We start from the raw sequence: 20241 nt of genomic DNA, 5'->3' as shown, positions 1-20241 counted from the left end.
TCTTTATTCCCACAATTCCTTATAAATTTTTATTATGTCTTCTTTACTAGGCTGTCGTCTAGTATTTAAAGGACTTCCACTTATTAAAGCATCTTCTGCCATTTTATCTATACTTTGAAAGAACTTTTCACGATCTACTTCAAATTTCTCTAATGTAGGTATCTGAATATCTTCACATAATCTCTTAATTTCTTCTATCAACTTATTAGCACAATTTATATCTGATGTTTCTAGTCCACATATACCTATTGCTCTGGATATATCCGCGAACCTTTTTTCTTGTCCTTTAATTGCAAAGCTTAGACATTTAACAATTAGCATTGCATTTGAAACACCATGTGGTACATGAAACAAAGCTCCAATAGGCCTACTCATTCCATGAATTATAGTAACTGATGAGTTATTAAAAGCAACACCTGCTTCAAGTGCACCTAAACTCATTTCAGTTCTTGCGCTAAAATCTTGTCCATTTTCATATGCTCTTTTTAAGTTATTAAAGATACGTTTAGCTGCAGATAACGCAAATGTATCTGCTAATGGATTAGCACATTTTGAAGTGTATGCCTCAATAGCATGAGTTAATGCATCTATTCCTGTAGCTGCTGTAACCTTTTGTGGTGATGTCATAGTAAACTCTGGGTCTACAATTGCCAATGTAGGCATTAAAGCCTTACCTTTAAGTAACATTTTTACATTATCTTTTGTATTTGATATAATGGTAAATTGTGTTGCTTCTGATCCAGTTCCAGCTGTTGTTGGAATAGCTACAACATTAGGTAAGGTTTTTTCCATTAACTTTCCCATATAATCATTTATGCTTCCTGAGTTTACAACCATAGCTCCAATGGCTTTAGCTGCATCAATTGGACTTCCTCCTCCAAGTGCAATTATAAAATTACATTCTGTATTTTTATATTTCTCTACTCCGCTATTTACAATTAAATCAGTTGGTTCTGAATTAACTTCACTATATACTGCATAACTTATGGAATTATTGTCTAGAAGTGTTGTAAGTTTTGAAATATTACCTATATCTATCATTACTTTATCAGTGACTATTAACGCTTTTTTTCCTAATACCTTTATATGATCACATGATTTCTCTAAAGCATTTTTACCATATATAATATTCTTTGGAATCGTTACATCATACGCCATGTTATCCCTCCCATTCACTATATATATATGCATATTGTGATATAATTATGATTATATTTAATTAATATTTTGATTATATTTTGGTTAAATTTTATCACACGCTTTTCCCATTGTCAACATTGTTTTGTATTTTTATGTATATTATGAATACATTTTGGTATATTATTGTTAATTATTGATGACATTTATTATATTTTACTTGTAATATTACAACTTGTATTATATAATAATTTTACAATGTGCCAGAAATTCTTATGATCTTGAAATAATATTATATTATTGGAGGTATAAATGTTAAAAGAAAGTAGAATAAAAGAAATAGAAAATTATGTACTAAAACATGAGAATGTTTCCATAGATACTTTATGCTCTTTATTTGATGTTTCTAAAAACACTATAAGAAGAGATATTGCAGAATTAGAAAAAAAAGGAATTATAAAAAAAATATACGGAGGTATTACTTTAAATGACAACAATAAAAAGCCTACTATTCCTTTTGGCCAAAGGGAAATAACAAACAAACTTCCTAAACAACTTATAGCTAAAGAAGCTAGCAAATTAGTTGAAGACGGAGATATAATTTTTATAGATTCAGGAACTACTACTATCCACATGATACCATTTTTAGCTGATAAAAAGAATTTAACTATAATAACAAACAATATGAATGCAATAGTGAAATCTTTTCCATATACAAATTTAAATATATTATCTACTGGAGGGTCTTTATTTAGAAAAACTAATTCATTAATTGGTATTGAAGCAGTACATTTCCTAAGAAATTATAATATTTCTAAATGTTTTATGGCTACTACAGGAGTTACTATAGAAAAGGGAGTTACCAATTCCTCTCCTTTTGAATATGAAATAAAAACAGCTGTTATAGAAAAAAGTAAAGAAATTATAATACTAGCAGATAACTCAAAATTGGGAGTAATTTCTCTAATGACTTATTGTAACTTAAAGGATATAGATGTATTTATTACAAATAAAACGCCTAGAAAGGACATTGTTGATTACTTTAATACTAACAATGTTAATTTAATAGTTCCAGAAGAACATAGTAGCTTATAATTAATGTAAACTAGTTATATGGTAATACCTTAATACAAAATCCTGTGCAATCTAATTGCACAGGATTTTATTCAATCACTACCTGCTCTAATACTCCCATCTTCTTCAAAGTAAGAGTAAAGAGCTGCTACGTTCCTGGCTAACGAGTTCTAAGCTTCAGAGGGAGTAAAAACTCCCTCTAAAGCTTAGAACTTTGTTTATATTGAACATTCTATTATCTAAATAGACTACCACCTATAATCATTTTTTGTATTTCATTAGTACCTTCATAAATTTGTGTTATTTTGGCATCCCTCATCATTCTTTCAACATTATATTCTCGCATGTATCCATATCCACCAAGCATTTGAACTGCTTCCACTGTTACGTGCATAGCAGCATTTGTGCAAGCAAGTTTTGCTTTAGCTGCTGAAATTGAGTATGGTCTTCCTGCCTGTTTATCAAGAGCAGCCTTATATAATATATACTTTGCCTGTTCAATTTCTAAATCTAACTCTGCCATCTTAAAACTTAAATATTGATTTTTATATATAGGCTTTCCAAATTGAACTCTTTCTTTCATATATTGTCTTGCTATTTCAAAAGCTCCTTCTGCTATTCCAAGTCCCTGAGCTGCCACTCCTATTCTTCCACCATCTAGAGTACTTAATCCTATTCCTAAACCTTTTCCTTCCTCTCCCATTAAATTCTCAACAGGAACCTTACAGTCTTTAAAGATAAGCTCAGATACTTGGGCTGACCTTATTCCACATTTATTCTCAATTTTTCCTATAGAAAATCCTTCAAACTCCTTTTCTACTATAAAAGCTGATACACCCTTAGGTCCTTTACTTTGGTCTGTTACAGCAAATACTACAAAGGTATCTGATAAAGGACCATTTGTAATAAAACATTTTGATCCATTTAATATATAATAATCCCCTTCTTTTACAGCCATAGTTTGAGCATTTCCTGCATCTGATCCTGCATTTGGCTCAGTTAATCCAAATGATCCAAACTTCTTTCCTGAAAGTATATCTGGAAGGTATTTTTTCTTCTGTTCTTCAGATGCATAGTTAAATATAGCTCCTGCACAAAGTGAGGTAGTTACTGAATATGAAATTCCAACTGAACCATGTACTTTTGATATTTCCTCAACAGCTAAGATATAAGATAGATAATCTCCATCTGTTCCACCATACTCCTTTGGGTATGGAAGTCCTATAAGTCCCATATCTCCCATCTTTTTATAAGCTTGTACTGGAAATTCACTATTTTCATCATTTTCTATAGCTATAGGTCTAAGCTCCTGTTCAGCAAAATCTCTTACCATATTTCTTATCATTTCTTGTTGCTTTGATAGATTAAAATCCATATATATTTCCTCCCTTTTAAATTCCAATATTTATATAATCACATTCTGTAGGTTAACTACCCTGTACAAATAAATTGTAGCTAAGACTAAGAGTGACTTGATTTTTTCAATCCCATAGGTTTATTATAGAAGATACGCTCATCCATGATTCCAGGTTCTCCGTCCATTTTAGGTGCAAATTCCATTAAACTTAATATATCTTTTTCTAAGTCTATTCCTGGAGCTATTTCCGTAAGATATAATCCATCTTCTCTTAACTCAAAAACTGCTCTTTCAGTTATATACATAACAGGTTGATTTATTTTCTTTGCATACTTTCCACTAAAGGTTATCTGTTCTACCTCTTTTACAAACTTAGATACCTTTCCTTCTTTTAAAATTTTCAATTTTCCGTCTTTTATTTCTATGTTTAATCCTCCTGCAGTAAAAGTTCCACAGAAAAACACCTTTTTAGCATTTTGGGTTATATTTATAAATCCACCGCACCCTGCTATACGCGGTCCAAACTTACTTACATTTATATTTCCGTTTCTATCCGCTTGAGCTAATCCTAAAAAAGCTAAATCCAAACCTCCCCCATCATAAAAATCAAACTGATAAGCTTGGTCTAAAATTGCTTCAGGATTTATCGCTGCTCCAAAAGCCAATCCCCCTTCAGGTATTCCACCTACTGCTCCTGCCTCTACTGTTAGCGTCATATATTCACTAATATTCTCTTCATTAGCTACTGATGCTATTACCTCTGGAATTCCTATACCTAAATTTACAATAGTATTTGGCTTAAGTTCTAAAGCTGCTCTTCTTGATATTATTTTTCTTTCATTAAATTCAGCTTTTTCTATGCTATTTATAGGAACTCTTATTTCCCCAGTTGCTCCTGGGTTATATTCACATTCGAATGACTGCTCATGTTCTTCACTATTGGCAACTACAATTCCATCTACATATATTCCTGGTATTTTTACAAGACGAGGATCAAGTGTTCCTGCAGCTACTATCTTTTCTACTTGAACTATAACAATTCCTCCACTATTTTTAGTAGCTTGCGCTATAGAAGTAGCTTCAAGAGTTGCAACTTCTCTTTGCAAAGTAACATTTCCGTTTTCATCACCTAAAGAACCTCTTATAAAACATATATTTATAGGAAATGCTTTATAAAGTAACTTTTCTTTTCCTTCAATATTTATTAGCTTTACAATGTCTTCTTTTGTCACTTCATTTAGTTTTCCACCTTGTATTCTTGGATCTACAAAAGTATTTAATCCCACATGAGTTATAGTTCCTATTCTTTTTCCTGCAATATCCCTAAAAAGTTGTGAAATTGTTCCTTGTGGCAAATTATATGCTTCTATTTTATTTTCTATAGCCATCTTTCCTAACTTAGGTGACAAATTCCAGTGTCCTCCTATAACTCTTTTTATCATACCTTCATGTGCAAAATGATCTGCTCCTTTTCCTTTTCCATTTCCTTGAGCTGCTGCATAAGCTAAAGTTAAATTTTTAGGACAACCTGTATCCAAAAAACGTTTTTCCAATGCAACGCTAAGAGCTTCCGGACAACAACTACCTACAAATCCACCTGTTACAATAGTATCCTCATCTTTCACTAACTTTACAGCTTCATAAGCTTTTAAGAGTTTCACCCCATATCAGCCCTTTCTTTTTACTTATTTAACTTACTAACATCCTTTAAAATTAGCTTGTCTTTTTTCTACAAAAGCTTTCATACCTTCTTTTTGATCTTCTGTTGCAAAACATAATCCAAATATGTCTGCTTCATAGTTATAAGCTGATTCAGTATCCATATTCATTCCATTATTTATAGCAGCTTTTGCTAAACTAACAGCATAACTTCCTTTACTCATTATTTTTTTAGCCATTTCTTTTGCTTTTGTCATTAATTCTTCTGGTTCATAAATTTTATTTACAAGACCTATGCGGTAAGCTTCTTTTGCATCTATCATATCTGTAGTAACTATAAGTTCTTTTGCTATTCCTTTACCAACTAGTCTTGGAAGTCTTTGAGTTCCCGCAAAACCAGGGGTTATTCCTAAATTAACTTCTAGCTGTCCAAATTTCGCTTTGCTGGAAGCAACTCTTATATCACATGCCATAGAAAGTTCACATCCTCCTCCTAAGGCATATCCATTAACTGCAGCTATAACAATCTGTGGCATATTTTCTATATCCGAAAATACTTTTTGTGCAAGTCTTGCTAGTTCTCTTCCTTGTACTGCATTTGAATCTTTCATTTCAGTTATATCTGCACCTGCAACAAAAGCTTTGTTTCCTGCTCCTGTTATTATCAAAACCTTAACATCCTTATTCTCTGATATCTGCTTTATTACTACTGCTAATTCTTTTAAATTTTCACTATTTAAAGCATTTAAAGCTTTAGGTCTGTCAATAGTAATTTCAGCTATCCCTTCCTCCACTTTTACAATTAAATTTTCCATAATCAATACTCCCATGTATAATATTAAAACCTGCATTTTAAGCAAGTCTAATTTAACTTTTGATTAATTATATATTTAAAATTTAATTATTATGATTACATTTATATAATATCTTAATATATTTAATTGTATATTTTGATTATATATTGATCTTATATTATAATATTACTATACAATACATCATTCAACAAGTAGTTACTTTTTTGTCATATACTCCCATTTATATAATCATGTCTAAAATATATAATTTCATAGGAGGCTGATCTATTATGATAAAAACAAAAAAAGAACTTTACACCTGTGGCGTAGAACTTACCTCTGAAATATTAAGCGGAAAATGGAAACTAATGATACTTTGGTATTTGAGAAATGAGAAAATTAGATTTGGTCAACTAAAAAAATATTTAGATGGAATAAGTGAAAAAGTACTTAGTCGTGAATTAAAAGAATTGATTCAATTAGATCTTATTAATAAAAAAATTTACTATGAAAAACCTCTTAAAGTGGAATATAGCTTAACTAACTGTGGAAGAACTCTTCTCCCAATTCTTTATTCAATATTCGAATGGGGGACAGGTTATGCTAAAACTTTTGATGTAAAATTAAAAATAAGTGACTCAACTATATATAAAGTTTTAAATGAAAAGATGAACTTTCAAAATAGAACTGATGAAGAAAAAAACTTAATATCATAATTTTTGTATTTAATTGAATTATCCCATGACCTTGTTTTATAACATTTCTATTTAAAATGCTACAAATATAGTCATGGGATAAAATCAAAATCCTGTATTTAAATGTATTTAGCTCATATTATTTCCATTCTAAATATTCATCATAAGTCATTTGTTTATCTATAATTCCCTCTGGAGTTATTTCTATAATTCTATTTGCAACAGTTTGAACAAATTGATGGTCATGAGATGCAAATAACACTGTTCCAGGGAAATTTATAAGTCCATTGTTTACAGCTGTAATAGATTCAAGATCAAGATGATTTGTTGGTTCATCTAAAATAATTACGTTAGCTCCACTAAGCATCATTCTAGACAACATACATCTTACCTTTTCTCCTCCAGATAATACACTTGCATCTTTTAAAGCTTCTTCCCCTGAAAAAAGCATTCTTCCTAAAAATCCTCTTATAAAGGTTTCACTTTTCTCCTCAGAAAATTGACGTAACCAATCCACTAAATTTAAATCTACTCCATCAAAGTACTTACTATTATCCTTTGGAAAATATGACTGAGAAGTAGTTATACCCCATTTAAATTCTCCACTATCAGGTTCCATTTCTCCCATAAGTATTTGGAAAAGTGTAGTTTTAGCTATACCATTGTCTCCAACAAAAGCTATTTTATCTCCTTTGTTTACTATAAAACTTACATTATTTAAAACTTTTTCCCCATCGATAGTTTTTGTAAGTCCTTCTACCATAAGCAAGTCATTGCCTGCTTCTCTATCTGGTTTAAAACCTACAAATGGATATCTTCTTGAAGAAGGTCTTATATCATCTAAACTAATTTTATCTAACATCTTTTTACGAGAAGTTGCTTGTTTTGACTTAGATGCATTAGCACTAAATCTTGCAACGAATTCTTGTAATTGTTTAATTTTTTCTTCTTTTTTCTTGTTTTGATCTTTAGCCATTTGTAATGCTAACTGGCTGGATTCGTACCAAAAATCATAGTTACCAACATATAACTGTATTTTCCCAAAATCTAAATCAGCTATATGAGTGCACACCTTATTTAAAAAGTGTCTATCATGGGATATTACTATTACTGTATTTTCAAAATTTATAAGAAATTCTTCTAACCAAGCTATAGACTTAATATCCAAATGGTTAGTAGGTTCATCTAGCAATAGTATATGTGGTTTTCCAAAAAGAGCTTGAGCTAAAAGTACTCTAACCTTTTGTCCACCATCTAAATCTTTCATTGTCTTTTCATGTAAATCTACTTCTATTCCAAGACCTGTTAAAATAGTAGCTGCTTCTGCTTCCGCTTCCCATCCATTTAACTCTGCAAATTCTCCTTCTAATTCTGATGCCTTTATTCCGTCCTCTTCTGTAAAGTCTTCCTTTGCATATATAGCATCTTTTTCTTTCATAATCTGATAAAGTCTTTCATGTCCCATTATTACTGCGTCTAAAACTTTAAATTCATCAAACTGGAAATGATCTTGTTTTAAAACTGCCATTCTCTCCCCAGGAGTTATACTAACTTCTCCTGTATTAGGTTCTATTTCTCCTGAAAGTATCTTTAAGAATGTAGATTTTCCTGCTCCATTAGCTCCTATAAGCCCATAGCAATTTCCTGGCGTAAACTTTACATTAACATCTTCAAATAAAGCTCTTGCTCCATATCTTAAACTTACATTATTAGTACTTATCATACTTTTTACATTCCTCCGTTTATTTATATAATTTAGTATAAAGTTGAACTAGACTTACTATTCCTTCCATTCAACATTTTACTAATTTCTTCTCATCTAATTTAAATAAATGTAATTAAATTTCTAAGCATAAACATTCGATATTATACCATATTAATAGAAAGTAATCCATAGTTAATTTGTACATAAAAATCACCATCAAACTTTTAACACGTTGATAGTGATCTTTTCATTATTACCAAATTATTTATTAATAGTGATATCTGCTATACTCTTTCTATTCTGCACTGCCTGTACATTTATTTTTTTACCTTTAAATTGTGCACTTAATTTTTTACTATAATCCTGAGCAAGTTTTTTAACTTCTTCTGGATTTACATCTTTTTTAGCTACCATAGTACAATTAACTATATCATTTTGTATATATACTTGACCGTCTAATAATAGCTTTTCATTCTTTATTTTCTTAGTTAAATCTTCATTCTGCACAATTTTATTTTTTTCTTCTTGTTCTTTTTCTTCTTTTGTTAATTGTTTTTTCTCTTCAGTATTATTATTTGAATTATTAACTGATTCTGTATTGTTTTTATTTGAACCATTTGAACTTATATTTTTACTTCCTTTGTTAAAATACAATGCACCTCCTATTATTACAATAACGGCTACTACTACAGCTATGACTTTTTTTCTGTTTGATTCATTCATTTCTAATACCTCCTGAGCAATTCATCATATCGTTAATTATAACATATTTCTATAATTTAGTTACAAATAAAAGGCAAAAGTTAATAGGAAATTTACACCTTATTACTTTTGCCTTTTTACTATATTCAATAATTTACTTAGCTTTATTTAAAATCTCTTCTACCTCTTTGTCTGTAAGTTCATAATGATAAAATTCTTTATAGAATTCTTTCACTTCCTTACCAATATTCATAGCTGAATTTTCATATAAAAGTCCATATATCCACTTAATTCCAATGACTCTATTTACAGAAGGTGGTCTATCAAACCAGTTAAATGGGACCTGTGGTATTTGATATACTCTTTTATCTTTAATCGCTTTTATACTCTGCCAGTCTTTATTTTTTATTATATTATCATAAGCACTATTTATTTTTCCATCATTTATACTTGCTCTTGTTATGATAACTTCTGGATTAAGAGCTATAAGCTGTTCTAATGATATTTTACTATTTCCATAACTGCTTTTATTTGTTGCAGATTTGATTACATTTTCCCCTCCTGCAATATCTAGCACTTCATTTCTTACAGATCCTTTTGGTTCAGTTTGAAGTCCATTTAGTCCTTCTGCGTAATATACTTTTACTCTTTTATCCTGTCCTATCTTACTTACTTTATCTTTAACATCATTTATAGTTTTTTTGCAATAGTCTCCTAATTTTTTAGCTTTCTCTTCTTCCTTAAGTATTTTACCTAAGAATTCATAAGTTTTATCAGAATTTAACAAACTAGTGTCTGCCATTATAACAGGTACATTCAACTGTTGTTGTATTCTATCTGCTGTAGATTTTTCCTTATCATTAATTGAAGCAACATGAATTATAATGTCAGGTTTAGCCTTTAATATAGTTTCTGCATTTCCTGTGGTATCCTTTCCATACCATCCTCCTACAACAGGAAGATTTCTATATTTTTCTGGCATAAACTTCTTTTCCTCTTCTGCAAGTTTAACATTCCATCCTGTAAGCTTATCTGGAACTAAAGTATAAACAATAATAGTTCCTGCTGGGTTTGTAGCATATACTCTTTCTATTTTTTCTGGTAATTTTATTTCCCTTCCCGCCATATCTTTAGTAATAGATGCTTCACTTTTTTTTACTGGTTCATCTTTCTTTATATTTTCACTTTCTTTATTTGCACATCCTATAAAAAATACCATTATGAGCATAATAGAAGTCAAAAATACTATTAACTTTCTTTTCATGAATAAACCCTCCTTATATTTTAGCTATAAAGCCTTTTATACTTTTTTCTTTATCATTTATCAAAACTGTATTTACTCCATAAATTAAATTTAAATTTTCCTCTGTTAATACAGAAGATGGATCCCCTATTTTAAGTATTTCCCCTTCTTTCATAAGTGCCACTTTAGTTCCGCATAAAAATGCATGATTAGGATGATGTGTATTCATAATTAGACCTATATCAGAATAATTCACAAGATTCTTTATGTGTTCTAAAACCCTTATTTGATTACCAAAGTCTAAACTGGAAGTAGGCTCGTCCATTATAAGTATCTTTGGCTCTTGTGCTAATGCCCTAGCTATTAAAACAAGCTGTCTTTCTCCTCCGCTTATTTCTGTATAATATTTATCTTTTAAATGATATATATTTAATTTTAAAAGTAAACTATCAACAAACTCCTCATCTTTAATCATGGGCGAACCAAAACTTCCTATATAAGGGCATCTACCCATTATTACTACATCCTTTACTCTATAGGGGAATGGTGGTATATGAACCTGTGGAACATAGCCTATTATCTTAGCTATTTCCCTTCTTTCCATATTAGAAATATCTTTACCATTTAAAAGTATTTCTCCTATTTTAGGCTTTATAAACCCAAGTATAGTTTTTAAAAGGGTAGTTTTTCCTACCCCATTAGGGCCTAAAATACAAAGTGCTTCTCCTAAACCTATCTTAAAACTTATATTTTTTATTATTTCTCTATTCTTATACCCACTTGTTATGTTATTTAATTGAAGTGTCATACCCATCCCCTCTTTATATTCATCATAAGATATACAAAAAATGGCGCTCCTATTATAGATGTCAATATTCCTATAGGAATTTCCCCAAAACCTAAATTCCTTGCCATATTGTCAACTAAAATAAGATAACTGCTGCCTGCAAGTATGGAAGTGGGAATAAGATGTTTATAATTAGGACCAACCAGTATTCTTGCAAAATGTGGAATTATAAGTCCTACCCATCCTATAAGTCCACTTATGGATACTGAAGATGATATTATAAGGGTAGAAGCCATTATTACAATAACTCTTAACCTTTTTGTGTTTACCCCCATAGCTAATGCTTCTTCCTCTCCAAAAGCCATTATATTTAATTTCCATCTTACAAAAATAATCACTGCTATTCCTATTATTATAGGTAAACTTATTATATATAAATCTTTTTTATTAATAGCAGAAAGACTTCCCATAAGCCAAAAAGTTATATCAGGAAGTTTATTATAAGAATCCGCCACATACTTTATTAAGGAAACAAAGGAAGAAAATAGGGTAGATATAAGCATTCCTGAAAGAATCAATGTTAGAGTAGAATCTCCACTTCTACATACTTTCTCACTTATTATATAAGTTATGACTACAGCTATAATGCCAAATAAAAAGGATATTATTTGTATTCCCACTACACTAAAAGAAAATAATATTCCTGTGGCTGCTCCAAAAGCTGCTCCTGATGAAGCCCCTAAAATATCTGGTGATACCATAGGATTTTTGAACATACCTTGATAAGCAGCTCCTGCTGTTGAAAGAGCAGCTCCTATTAAAACTCCAGCAAAAATTCTGGGTAATCTTATGTTGAATATTACTGTATAGATTTCTTCAGGTATGTTTAGCTCTGTTGTAAATACCGTGGCAAATATACTTTTGAAAAGCATTAAAGGCTCTATAGGATATTTCCCTATTATTAATGATATAAATATTAATATTATCAATACAATAAATAATGCTATATTGATTTTACTCTCTCTAGAAATTCTCCATTTTCTCATCAAAGATTCTCTAACTCCTGGTTTAAAAATTACATTCTTTTCCCTATTCATACAATAGTATCTCTCATATGAATGAGCTTTCCATTATTTTTTATAAGTATCATTTCACTGATTATGCTAAGTGCCACTTCTATTGGTGTGGAACCCCCAAGTTTTATCCCTACTGGTGCATAAACTTTTTTTAATGCTTTTTCTTCTATACCTTTGTTCTTTAAATTATTTATTATAGTTTTTACCTTATTCTTACTTCCTATCATTCCAATATATTTTGCCTTTGAATATATAACTGATTCTAAAGCTTCTTCATCAAAATTATGACCTCTTGTAACAATTATTACATAAGTATTTTCATCTACTGGATATTTTAAAAGGCTTTCTTTTATATCACCTAATATTATCCCATCAGCTTTAGGGAAATTTTCTTTATTTGCAAATTCTTCTCTATCATCAAATACTATAGTATTAAATTCTAATAATTCACTAAATTTATATATATTTTGCCCAACATGGCCAGCTCCTACTATTAAAAGTTTATCTTTTGGAACAAAACTTTTAATAAATACCTTTACGCTTCCTCCACATTCCATATGTAATGAACCTTCATCGTTTTCTAATCTATATTCATATTCTTTACTTAAGCCTTCATTTAAGCATTTAAGTGATTCATTTATTACCATATGTTCTAAATTTCCTCCACCTACAGTTCCTAGAGTTTCTCCATTTTCAAACACCGCCATCATTGTTCCTATTTTACCTGGAGAAGCACCCTTTACTTCAGTTATTACAGCTAAAGCAACTTTTTTATTCATTTCTAATTCTTTAGTTATTCTTTCCATTATTTTAATTTCCATATAAATCACCATCTTTCAAAGAATTTCTCCACCAAAGTATTCCTTCTAAAACACCACCTGCAATAGCCCTTCCTTTATCAGATATGCTATAGCAATATTCTCTTATACCCCTAGGATCAACATCTCCTATCTTAACTCCTTTTTCTATATATGTTCCCTCCATTATAAGTCCTCTTAGTACACCATCTATTTCAGATTTAAAATTAAAGCACTTATTACTTTCTTTTTGTTTCTTATAAAAAATATTATCTTCTTTATCTTCAACTTCAATTTGGCCTATAATTTGTCCTTTCTTTACATAATCACCTATATTAAGAAAATTTCTAACTTTGCCGCTACATGGTGCCCTAAGTACTCTTTCATTTGTATAACCTAATATTGATCCAGGAACTCCTGTATTCTTTATAGCTTCACCATTATATATTACTCTTCCAAGATTATGTCCTCTTTTTGTTTCAATAACTATATGTACATCCTTTGATGCATAAAACCCTGGTCCTACCCCTATAGTAAATTGAGCTAAATCCTTATTCATATCTACATTTTTCTTTCTTAATGTAGCATCAATAATTACATCTACCTTATGATTTTTTAATATATTTAAATAAGGGTCTACTATTACAGGTACACATTTATTTTTTAATGTACTTTCTATATCATTGAAATTATTAATCTTTACCCCTTTTATGTTTTCTATAGTGATTTCCCCCTGAAATATGGCCTGAGCAAAGGATACTGTTCTTCTTACTACAAGAGGTTTTTGTATATCCGTTACTACTACTTTAAATCCACAATTAAATAACTTATGAGCTATGGCAGTACCTAAGTCTCCTCCGCTTCTAACTACTACTAATTCTTTAAACATTTTATCCCTTCCCCACTAATTTATAATACTATAAGTATCTAAATCATCAACATCTAAGCCTTGCTTCTCATCTTCAATATCTACAAACTTTACAAGTTTTATGTTACTATTTATTACATTCCTTCCGCCTATATCTCCTTTTAAATCCATCAATTGATCTTTTAAGTTATTCGGGAAAATCACTGGATTTCCTCTTTTTCCGCTATATCGTGGTACAATAATAAAATTCTTATCCTTATTAAATTCATATATTAGTTTATCTATAGTATATTTTTTTATGAAGGGTTGATCTCCTACAAAAAACATATATCCTTCTGTAACACTGCTTGAATTAATTATTCCTAATTTTATTGATTCACTCTGACCTAAGTAAGCTCTTTTATTAAGTATCATTTTTGTATTATATTCTTTGCAAATATTCATTACTTCCACATTTCTATATACCAAAATTATTTCTTCCACTTTCGAACTGCTTATTTCTATCAACACTTTTTTTATCATTGGAACATTTTGTACAGGCATCACAAGCTTTTCTTTATTCATTCTTCTTCCAAATCCTGAAGCCATTATTATAGCTGAAATCAATTTAATCACTCCAAAATTTTAAATTTGCTTAAGTAATTTCTATTTTATAATTTTTGCTCTTCATATTAATTCCAATTATACAATTCATATGAACATATTTAAAGTCAATATTTTTAATTATGTTATATACTAATTCGGGATTATATAAACTGTCGGCTTTATTCAATAATAAATATCTTTCCGAATTTTTAGGTACTCCTTTAAAAAGCCCATTCTTATTTTCTATAAGCTTAACAACTGTGTCTTCTCCTATTATTTGTCCAATTTTACTTTCTGTAATTTTACAAAATAATTCTGTCCTATGTACATTGTCCTCATTTATTTCTTTTCCAATAGAGTCCATTCCAATAACTCCAACTGTTTTACTTGTACCAATAGGAATTATTGGTTCATAAAAGTCTGGAGCTTTTATAGATTTTCTTCTAGCTCCATCGCCTTCTATTAATATAAAATCAAATATATTTTTTTCAACTATACTGTCAATTAATTCACTAGATATACCTTTTAACTTATTTTCATTTATAAAGTAACTTCCAATAACAGTTATACTTCCTTCTTTAATTTCCTTTAATAAGTCATCTAAAAGTTCTCCTATAAATAAATTATCATATTGTTTTTTACATGGTTTATATATACAGGTGGTAGTTGTTATTAAAACTTTTTTATTTAATTTTTTAAGCTCTTCACCTAAATTAAACATGGTAGAAGTTTTTCCACCAGCTCCTACAAAAGTTATTACATCTTTTCTATGTTCATTTATATTTAAAGCTTCATAAATATACATTTATACCTCCACTTTATTCTTTAGCCCTTTATCATTCTTAGCTATAAAGGCTTCTATATCCTTCGCCATTTTCTAATAAAATCTATTTTATATAGCATAGCTGTATAATTAGAATATAACATTAGTTAAAAAGAATTTTAAGTATTTTTCTCATCCCATATAAGAAAATTTTATATTTTAGACAAAATTTTGCTATAATAATCATTAGGTGATAATATATGCTAAATATTTTTTTAACTGGAGAAAAAGGTATAGGGAAAAGTACTATAATACATAAGATAATAAAACGTTATGAATATAGTATAGGTGGGTATACTGTAATTCCTATAATAAGAGAGAATTTTAAATATTTTTATATAACTTCTATTAATAATGGAATTGAAAATTCCTTAATGGCTATAGGTGACATAAATAAGAAAAAAATTATTCATATTTATGAGGACGCATTAGAAAATTTCGCTAGTAAATTAATTAATTCTGATATTAATAAAAAAGAAATTATTATTTTAGATGAAATTGGTTTTATTGAATCTCAATGTAATAATTTTAAAACTGCTGTAATGAATGCACTGGATTCAAATAAAATAGTTTTAGGTGTATTAAAAGACTTTAATGGAGATTTTATAAATAAAATCAAAAAAAGAAAAGATGTAATCATATTTAGAGTTACTAAGGAAAACAGAAACATATTACCAGAAATTATATATAAAAAAATCTCTCTGTAAAATCTCTACAAATTGTACCCATGCATTTGAAAAACTGTTATTTGTATGAAATAATAAAATGATAACTTTTATATAATTGTTAAAATATTTATAATTTAAAGGAGAGATTTATATGGCAGGTTATAATTATATCTACGGCCCAATTCCTTCTAGGAGATTAGGAACGTCTTTAGGTGTTAGTCCTATTCCCAAGAAATATTGCAATTATTCTTGTCTTTACTGCCAAATAGGAAGAACTCATAATCTTACAAACACTAGAGAAGACTTTTTCTTATTAGATGATATATTAAAAGAATTTAAGGATTATATAAAAAACAATGATAACTTTGATGTAGTTTCTATTGTAGGAGAAGGTGAACCAACTTTATACAAAAGTTTAGGAAAGCTTATAAAAGAATTAAAAAAATCAACTTCAAAACCTGTAGCTGTAATAACCAACGGCGGCTTGCTATATGATAAGGAAGTACAAAATGAACTTTTAGAAAGTGATATAGTATTGCCTTCTATGGACGCTTTTGATGAAGAAACTTTCAAAACTATTCATCGTCCCTATGGAAAAATAAAATTTAAAGATTGCTATGAAGGATTAATAGAATTCTCAAAAAAATATCAGGGAGAATTATGGCTAGAAGTTATGATTTTAGAGGATATTAATACATCAGAAGAAGATTTACTTAAACTAAAAAATTTAATTAACAATATTAATTATTCAAAAATATACGTAAATACTGCTGTAAGGCCTCCTGCTGAATCCTATATTAAAGCTGCATCAAAAGAAAGTATTGAAAAAGCAGTTAAAATACTAAATGGTATTTCTATAGACCATCTTCAACAAGGTAAATTTTTTAGCCAAATTACAGATGATTATGAAAGTATAATTAGTATAATAAAAAGACATCCTATGAATCAGCATGAAATAAAAAATTTTCTTACAAGTAGAAAATGTACTAATTTAAAAATAGAAACTATATTTGACAAATTAAGCAAGGATGAAAATATAGATAAAATAAATTACAAAGGATATTGTACTTATAAACTTAAATAAAATGTTATAAACTTAATTTATAGTTCAGGAAGGAGATTTTAAAAATGATTAGGCCAGTGAAAAGAGTAGCAGCTATTCATGACTTATCAGGCTTTGGAAGAGCTTCTTTAACCGCTATAATACCAATAATATCTAGTATGGGTATTCAAGTCTGTCCTGTTCCTACTGCAATTCTTTCAACTCATACAGGAGGCTTTAATGATTATAGCTTTGTTGATTTAACAGATTCTATGGAAGATTATATAAATCACTGGTATAAAGTTGGAATAGATTTCGATTGTATATATAGTGGCTTTTTAGGTTCTGTAAAACAAATAAATATTGTATCTAAATTTATAGATCTATTTCGTAAGGATAATACTCTCGTAGTAGTTGATCCTGTAATGGGCGATAACGGTAAATTATATAGTACCATGAGTATTGACATGGTGGAAAATATGAGAAAGCTTATAAATAAAGCTAATATAATTACTCCTAATTTTACTGAAGCAGCTTATCTTTTAGGCGAAGAATGTGATGAAAATATTAGTCAAAGTAATATTAAAGATTGGCTAATTAGGCTTTCAAACATGGGGCCAGATACTGTAATAATTACCAGTGTCCCTGATTTTCAAAAGGATAATAGTGCTAATGTGATAGCTTATAATAAAGAAGATAATATATTCTGGAAAGTAAGCTGTAAGCATATACCTGCATTTTATCCTGGTACTGGTGATTCCTTTACTAGTGTTTTAGTTGGAAGCCTTCTTCAAGGAGATAGTCTCCCTATTGCCCTAGACAGAAGCGTTCAATTCATAACCACCTGTATAAAGGCTAGTTATGGTTTTAAATATCCAAATCGTGAAGGTGTTCTACTTGAAAAAGTTCTAGACACATTAAAATTGCCTGTAATCGTAAGCAGTTATGAATTAATCTAAAGAAAAATGTAAAAAATGTGAAAAATGGGGGACGGTTAACATTTTTTAACTGTTTGAAATGCGTGGAAAACGCAGGGACGGTTAACAAAAACAAGCAACATTTACATTGAAACATTGTGATAGATTGGGTTCAGTTAATATTCTTTGGTAATGACTTTTTAAAGAATATTAATTAACCTTATTAAAATTTAGAATTATTTATAACTTTTTTATATCAGAGTATTTAAAAAGAGTAAGGATCTTCTACATTCCTTACTCTGTCTTATAAGTAAATTCTAATTCTTTTAAAGCATGAGCTTTATTCTTAATTTTTTATTAATGCATCTGCAATTATGTTTATATGATTATTAATGTAAACTCTCTTCTAGAAATAGTGAGTTTCAATAGTTCCAAAAGTGACTCTAATTATTCTCCTGTTTCTGGATCTCTTTCAAGCAAAAATTATCCAATTTATACTACATAATTCAATATATGCTTTTGTAGCATCAAAATGCATATTTCCAAGGACATATTGTCCTGGCTTTTTAATAAGTGAAGAAAATAGTATCTTTTCAGCTCCTCTTCCTTGATGAGTAGGCAATGTCATAGGATATTCTATTATATCATTAACTGCATTTACAATATTATAATAATTTCTACTTCCTGCATAAGACTCATATCTAAGTATAAGTCCTAACCACTGCTTATCACTCATAGCTCCTGTACCACTGCCAGTTAAAAGATCAATGTATACGTCTTTCAGCTTTTAATAAGAAAGGATTATATACTGCTTCTTTTAAATCTCTTTCTTCTTTATCAACCATTCTAATAGGTTCTACCATTTTAATTTTAAATTGTTCTACTTTTCTCTTAATCATAGACATATTCCCAAATTCCCCGTCCCCCTACTAATGTGTACTAATACTAAGTACTAAGTACTAATGTAAGTACTAATGTAAGTACTACTAATGTAAGTACTAATGGGGACGGTTAACATTTTTTACTAATGGGGACGGTTAACATTTTTTGATACTTAATCTTCAAAATTGAATATAATCTAAAATTCTGTCAATAATTTAAACAGTATCATATTAAAGGAAGGTGTTCTCATTGCCTAGATGTGCAAGAATAAAATCATCAAACTCTATTTTTCATATAATGGTAAGAAGTATCAGTGAAGTAATGTTATTCAAAACTGCTTTTGATAAAAAACAATATTTAGATTTTATAAAAAGCTATCAAAAAATATATAATTTTAAAGTCTACGCATATTGTCTTATGAGTAATCATGGACATTTTCTAATAGATTCTAATGGTGCTGATATTTCAAAGATTATGCATAGCATTAATTTAAAATATGCTAAAAATTTTAATAAAAGATATAAAAGACATGGCCATCTTTTCCAAGATAGATTTAAAAGTAAGATAATAACTTCAGATCAATATCTAATTACAGTTTCAGCATATATTCATAATAATCCTATTGACATAAAAAAATATAGAAAACATCCTGAGAAATATGAATTTTCAAGTTTACCAGTATACTTAGGTCTAAAAAAAGACTCCTTTCAAATACTTGATGAAGATTTCATAATGCAATTATTTAATCATGATGTAAATAAAGCTCGTAACAATTATAAATCTCTTATGAATATGTGTACTGATGAAAACGTTATTAAAGAAATAGAATTTAACGAAGAAAAAACCATATATAAAAGTGAAAGAAAAATTATTATTAGAAATTTCTCTTCAGATGATATTATGGATTTTGTATCTGCCAAAACAGGAGTGGATAAATTTAAATTATATATAAAAAATAGTCATAGTAACACAAAAGCAAGAGCATTGTGTGTTCTTTTAATGCGCGGATTATGTAACTTCAAATGTAGTGATATATGTAAATCTCTAGGTAACATAACTCAATCAAGAGTTTCAAGTTTATGTAGTATGGGTATAAATATTATTGATACAGACCCTCAATTTAAAAATATTATTAATAATTTCATATTGACATATAAAGTTTAAATTTATTAAATTTATTAAAACACTAACAATATACTTGATACTTATTTTTGTTTTTATATTTTAAATGCTTATTGAAATCAAAAATAGGACAAGCATTATACTTTTACTAATTAATTTTATTATATTTTAAATACTCAAATATAATAAAAATACAGCTATTATTTTAATTAATGATAGCTGTATTTTTATTATCATATTTACTAAGTTATAATTTAATGTAATTGCTTATTAACAATATTTTGTTAACCGTCCCTTAGTTTTTCTTA

At 28.9% G+C, this 20241-nt stretch carries 19 protein-coding genes and 1 pseudogene; 6 read left to right on the top strand and 14 right to left on the bottom strand.

Features of this window, described 5'->3' with window-relative positions:
- Positions 1-3: 3 nt before the first annotated feature.
- The gene (locus J2Z24_RS03090; protein ID WP_035147852.1) at positions 4-1158 is read right to left on the bottom strand and encodes an iron-containing alcohol dehydrogenase; all 1155 of its coding nucleotides are present in this window, start codon (positions 1156-1158) and stop codon (positions 4-6) included.
- 291 nt (positions 1159-1449) lie between these two features.
- Between J2Z24_RS03090 and J2Z24_RS03085 the strand changes: the two genes are divergently transcribed.
- Positions 1450-2232: a DeoR/GlpR family DNA-binding transcription regulator gene (locus tag J2Z24_RS03085; protein ID WP_035147849.1), complete on the top strand. Its 783-nt coding sequence runs from the start codon at positions 1450-1452 to the stop codon at positions 2230-2232.
- A 214-nt stretch (positions 2233-2446) separates the two neighbouring features.
- Here the strand turns inward: J2Z24_RS03085 and J2Z24_RS03080 are convergent, their stop codons facing one another.
- The 3 genes from J2Z24_RS03080 to J2Z24_RS03070 form a co-directional block, all read right to left on the bottom strand.
- The gene (locus J2Z24_RS03080) at positions 2447-3586 is read right to left on the bottom strand and encodes an acyl-CoA dehydrogenase family protein (protein WP_035147847.1); all 1140 of its coding nucleotides are present in this window, start codon (positions 3584-3586) and stop codon (positions 2447-2449) included.
- 86 nt (positions 3587-3672) lie between these two features.
- A complete protein-coding gene (locus tag J2Z24_RS03075) occupies positions 3673-5229 on the bottom strand; it encodes an acyl CoA:acetate/3-ketoacid CoA transferase (protein ID WP_035147845.1) in 1557 nt (518 codons plus the stop codon).
- Positions 5230-5265: 36 nt separating this feature from the next.
- Positions 5266-6042, bottom strand: coding sequence for an enoyl-CoA hydratase-related protein (locus tag J2Z24_RS03070; protein ID WP_035147844.1), 777 nt, complete (start codon positions 6040-6042; stop codon positions 5266-5268).
- 269 nt (positions 6043-6311) lie between these two features.
- Between J2Z24_RS03070 and J2Z24_RS03065 the strand changes: the two genes are divergently transcribed.
- Positions 6312-6737 carry a winged helix-turn-helix transcriptional regulator gene (locus tag J2Z24_RS03065; protein ID WP_051593244.1) on the top strand — a complete coding sequence of 142 codons (426 nt, stop codon included), beginning with the start codon at positions 6312-6314 and terminating at the stop codon, positions 6735-6737.
- A 118-nt stretch (positions 6738-6855) separates the two neighbouring features.
- Here J2Z24_RS03065 and J2Z24_RS03060 read toward each other — a convergent pair whose 3' ends face one another.
- The 9 genes from J2Z24_RS03060 to yqeC all read right to left on the bottom strand — a co-directional run bounded on the left by J2Z24_RS03060 (position 6856) and on the right by yqeC (position 15284).
- Positions 6856-8439 (bottom strand): ABC-F family ATP-binding cassette domain-containing protein, encoded by a 1584-nt coding sequence (locus tag J2Z24_RS03060; protein ID WP_035147842.1) that lies wholly within the window; start codon positions 8437-8439, stop codon positions 6856-6858.
- Positions 8440-8682: 243 nt separating this feature from the next.
- A complete protein-coding gene (locus J2Z24_RS03055; protein WP_051593243.1) occupies positions 8683-9144 on the bottom strand; it encodes a hypothetical protein in 462 nt (153 codons plus the stop codon).
- 133 nt (positions 9145-9277) lie between these two features.
- Positions 9278-10387 (bottom strand): ABC transporter substrate-binding protein, encoded by a 1110-nt coding sequence (locus J2Z24_RS03050; RefSeq protein WP_035147841.1) that lies wholly within the window; start codon positions 10385-10387, stop codon positions 9278-9280.
- A 13-nt stretch (positions 10388-10400) separates the two neighbouring features.
- A complete protein-coding gene (locus J2Z24_RS03045) occupies positions 10401-11174 on the bottom strand; it encodes an ABC transporter ATP-binding protein (protein ID WP_085059050.1) in 774 nt (257 codons plus the stop codon).
- A complete protein-coding gene (locus J2Z24_RS03040) occupies positions 11171-12250 on the bottom strand; it encodes a FecCD family ABC transporter permease (RefSeq protein WP_241392933.1) in 1080 nt (359 codons plus the stop codon). Before J2Z24_RS03040 ends, J2Z24_RS03045 begins: the two co-directional genes overlap by 4 nt.
- Complete coding sequence (locus J2Z24_RS03035) at positions 12247-13050, bottom strand: XdhC family protein (RefSeq protein WP_035147956.1); 804 nt, start codon at positions 13048-13050, stop codon at positions 12247-12249. Before J2Z24_RS03035 ends, J2Z24_RS03040 begins: the two co-directional genes overlap by 4 nt.
- Positions 13040-13915, bottom strand: a complete 876-nt coding sequence (gene yqeB / locus J2Z24_RS03030) for a selenium-dependent molybdenum cofactor biosynthesis protein YqeB (protein ID WP_035147837.1) — start codon at positions 13913-13915, stop codon at positions 13040-13042. The genes J2Z24_RS03035 and yqeB overlap by 11 nt, the downstream gene beginning before the upstream one ends.
- Before the next feature lie 15 nt (positions 13916-13930).
- Positions 13931-14500, bottom strand: coding sequence for an NTP transferase domain-containing protein (locus J2Z24_RS03025; protein WP_035147836.1), 570 nt, complete (start codon positions 14498-14500; stop codon positions 13931-13933).
- A 28-nt stretch (positions 14501-14528) separates the two neighbouring features.
- Positions 14529-15284 (bottom strand): selenium cofactor biosynthesis protein YqeC, encoded by a 756-nt coding sequence (gene yqeC, locus J2Z24_RS03020; protein WP_035147835.1) that lies wholly within the window; start codon positions 15282-15284, stop codon positions 14529-14531.
- Positions 15285-15502: 218 nt separating this feature from the next.
- Here yqeC and J2Z24_RS03015 point away from each other — a divergent pair, with 218 nt between their 5' ends.
- The 3 genes from J2Z24_RS03015 to J2Z24_RS03005 all read left to right on the top strand — a co-directional run bounded on the left by J2Z24_RS03015 (position 15503) and on the right by J2Z24_RS03005 (position 17971).
- Positions 15503-16009: a nucleoside-triphosphatase gene (locus J2Z24_RS03015; protein WP_051593241.1), complete on the top strand. Its 507-nt coding sequence runs from the start codon at positions 15503-15505 to the stop codon at positions 16007-16009.
- 112 nt (positions 16010-16121) lie between these two features.
- Positions 16122-17054 carry a radical SAM protein gene (locus tag J2Z24_RS03010; RefSeq protein ID WP_035147833.1) on the top strand — a complete coding sequence of 311 codons (933 nt, stop codon included), beginning with the start codon at positions 16122-16124 and terminating at the stop codon, positions 17052-17054.
- 44 nt (positions 17055-17098) lie between these two features.
- Positions 17099-17971, top strand: a complete 873-nt coding sequence (locus J2Z24_RS03005) for a pyridoxamine kinase (RefSeq protein ID WP_035147832.1) — start codon at positions 17099-17101, stop codon at positions 17969-17971.
- A 460-nt stretch (positions 17972-18431) separates the two neighbouring features.
- On the opposite strand, the pseudogene J2Z24_RS03000 reads toward J2Z24_RS03005, so the two are convergent.
- A pseudogene (locus tag J2Z24_RS03000) lies at positions 18432-18825 on the bottom strand (beta-eliminating lyase-related protein); the annotation flags it as partial.
- A gap of 226 nt (positions 18826-19051) precedes the next feature.
- Here J2Z24_RS03000 and J2Z24_RS02995 point away from each other — a divergent pair.
- Positions 19052-19975 carry a transposase gene (locus J2Z24_RS02995; RefSeq protein ID WP_051593239.1) on the top strand — a complete coding sequence of 308 codons (924 nt, stop codon included), beginning with the start codon at positions 19052-19054 and terminating at the stop codon, positions 19973-19975.
- Positions 19976-20241 lie beyond the last annotated feature (266 nt).

Origin of the sequence: Clostridium tetanomorphum, assembly GCF_017873215.1 — a bacterium.
GTDB lineage: Bacteria > Bacillota > Clostridia > Clostridiales > Clostridiaceae > Clostridium_AO > Clostridium_AO tetanomorphum.
The sequence above is the reverse complement of the archived record's forward strand: the minus strand, read 5'-3'. Positions and strand labels throughout refer to the sequence as shown.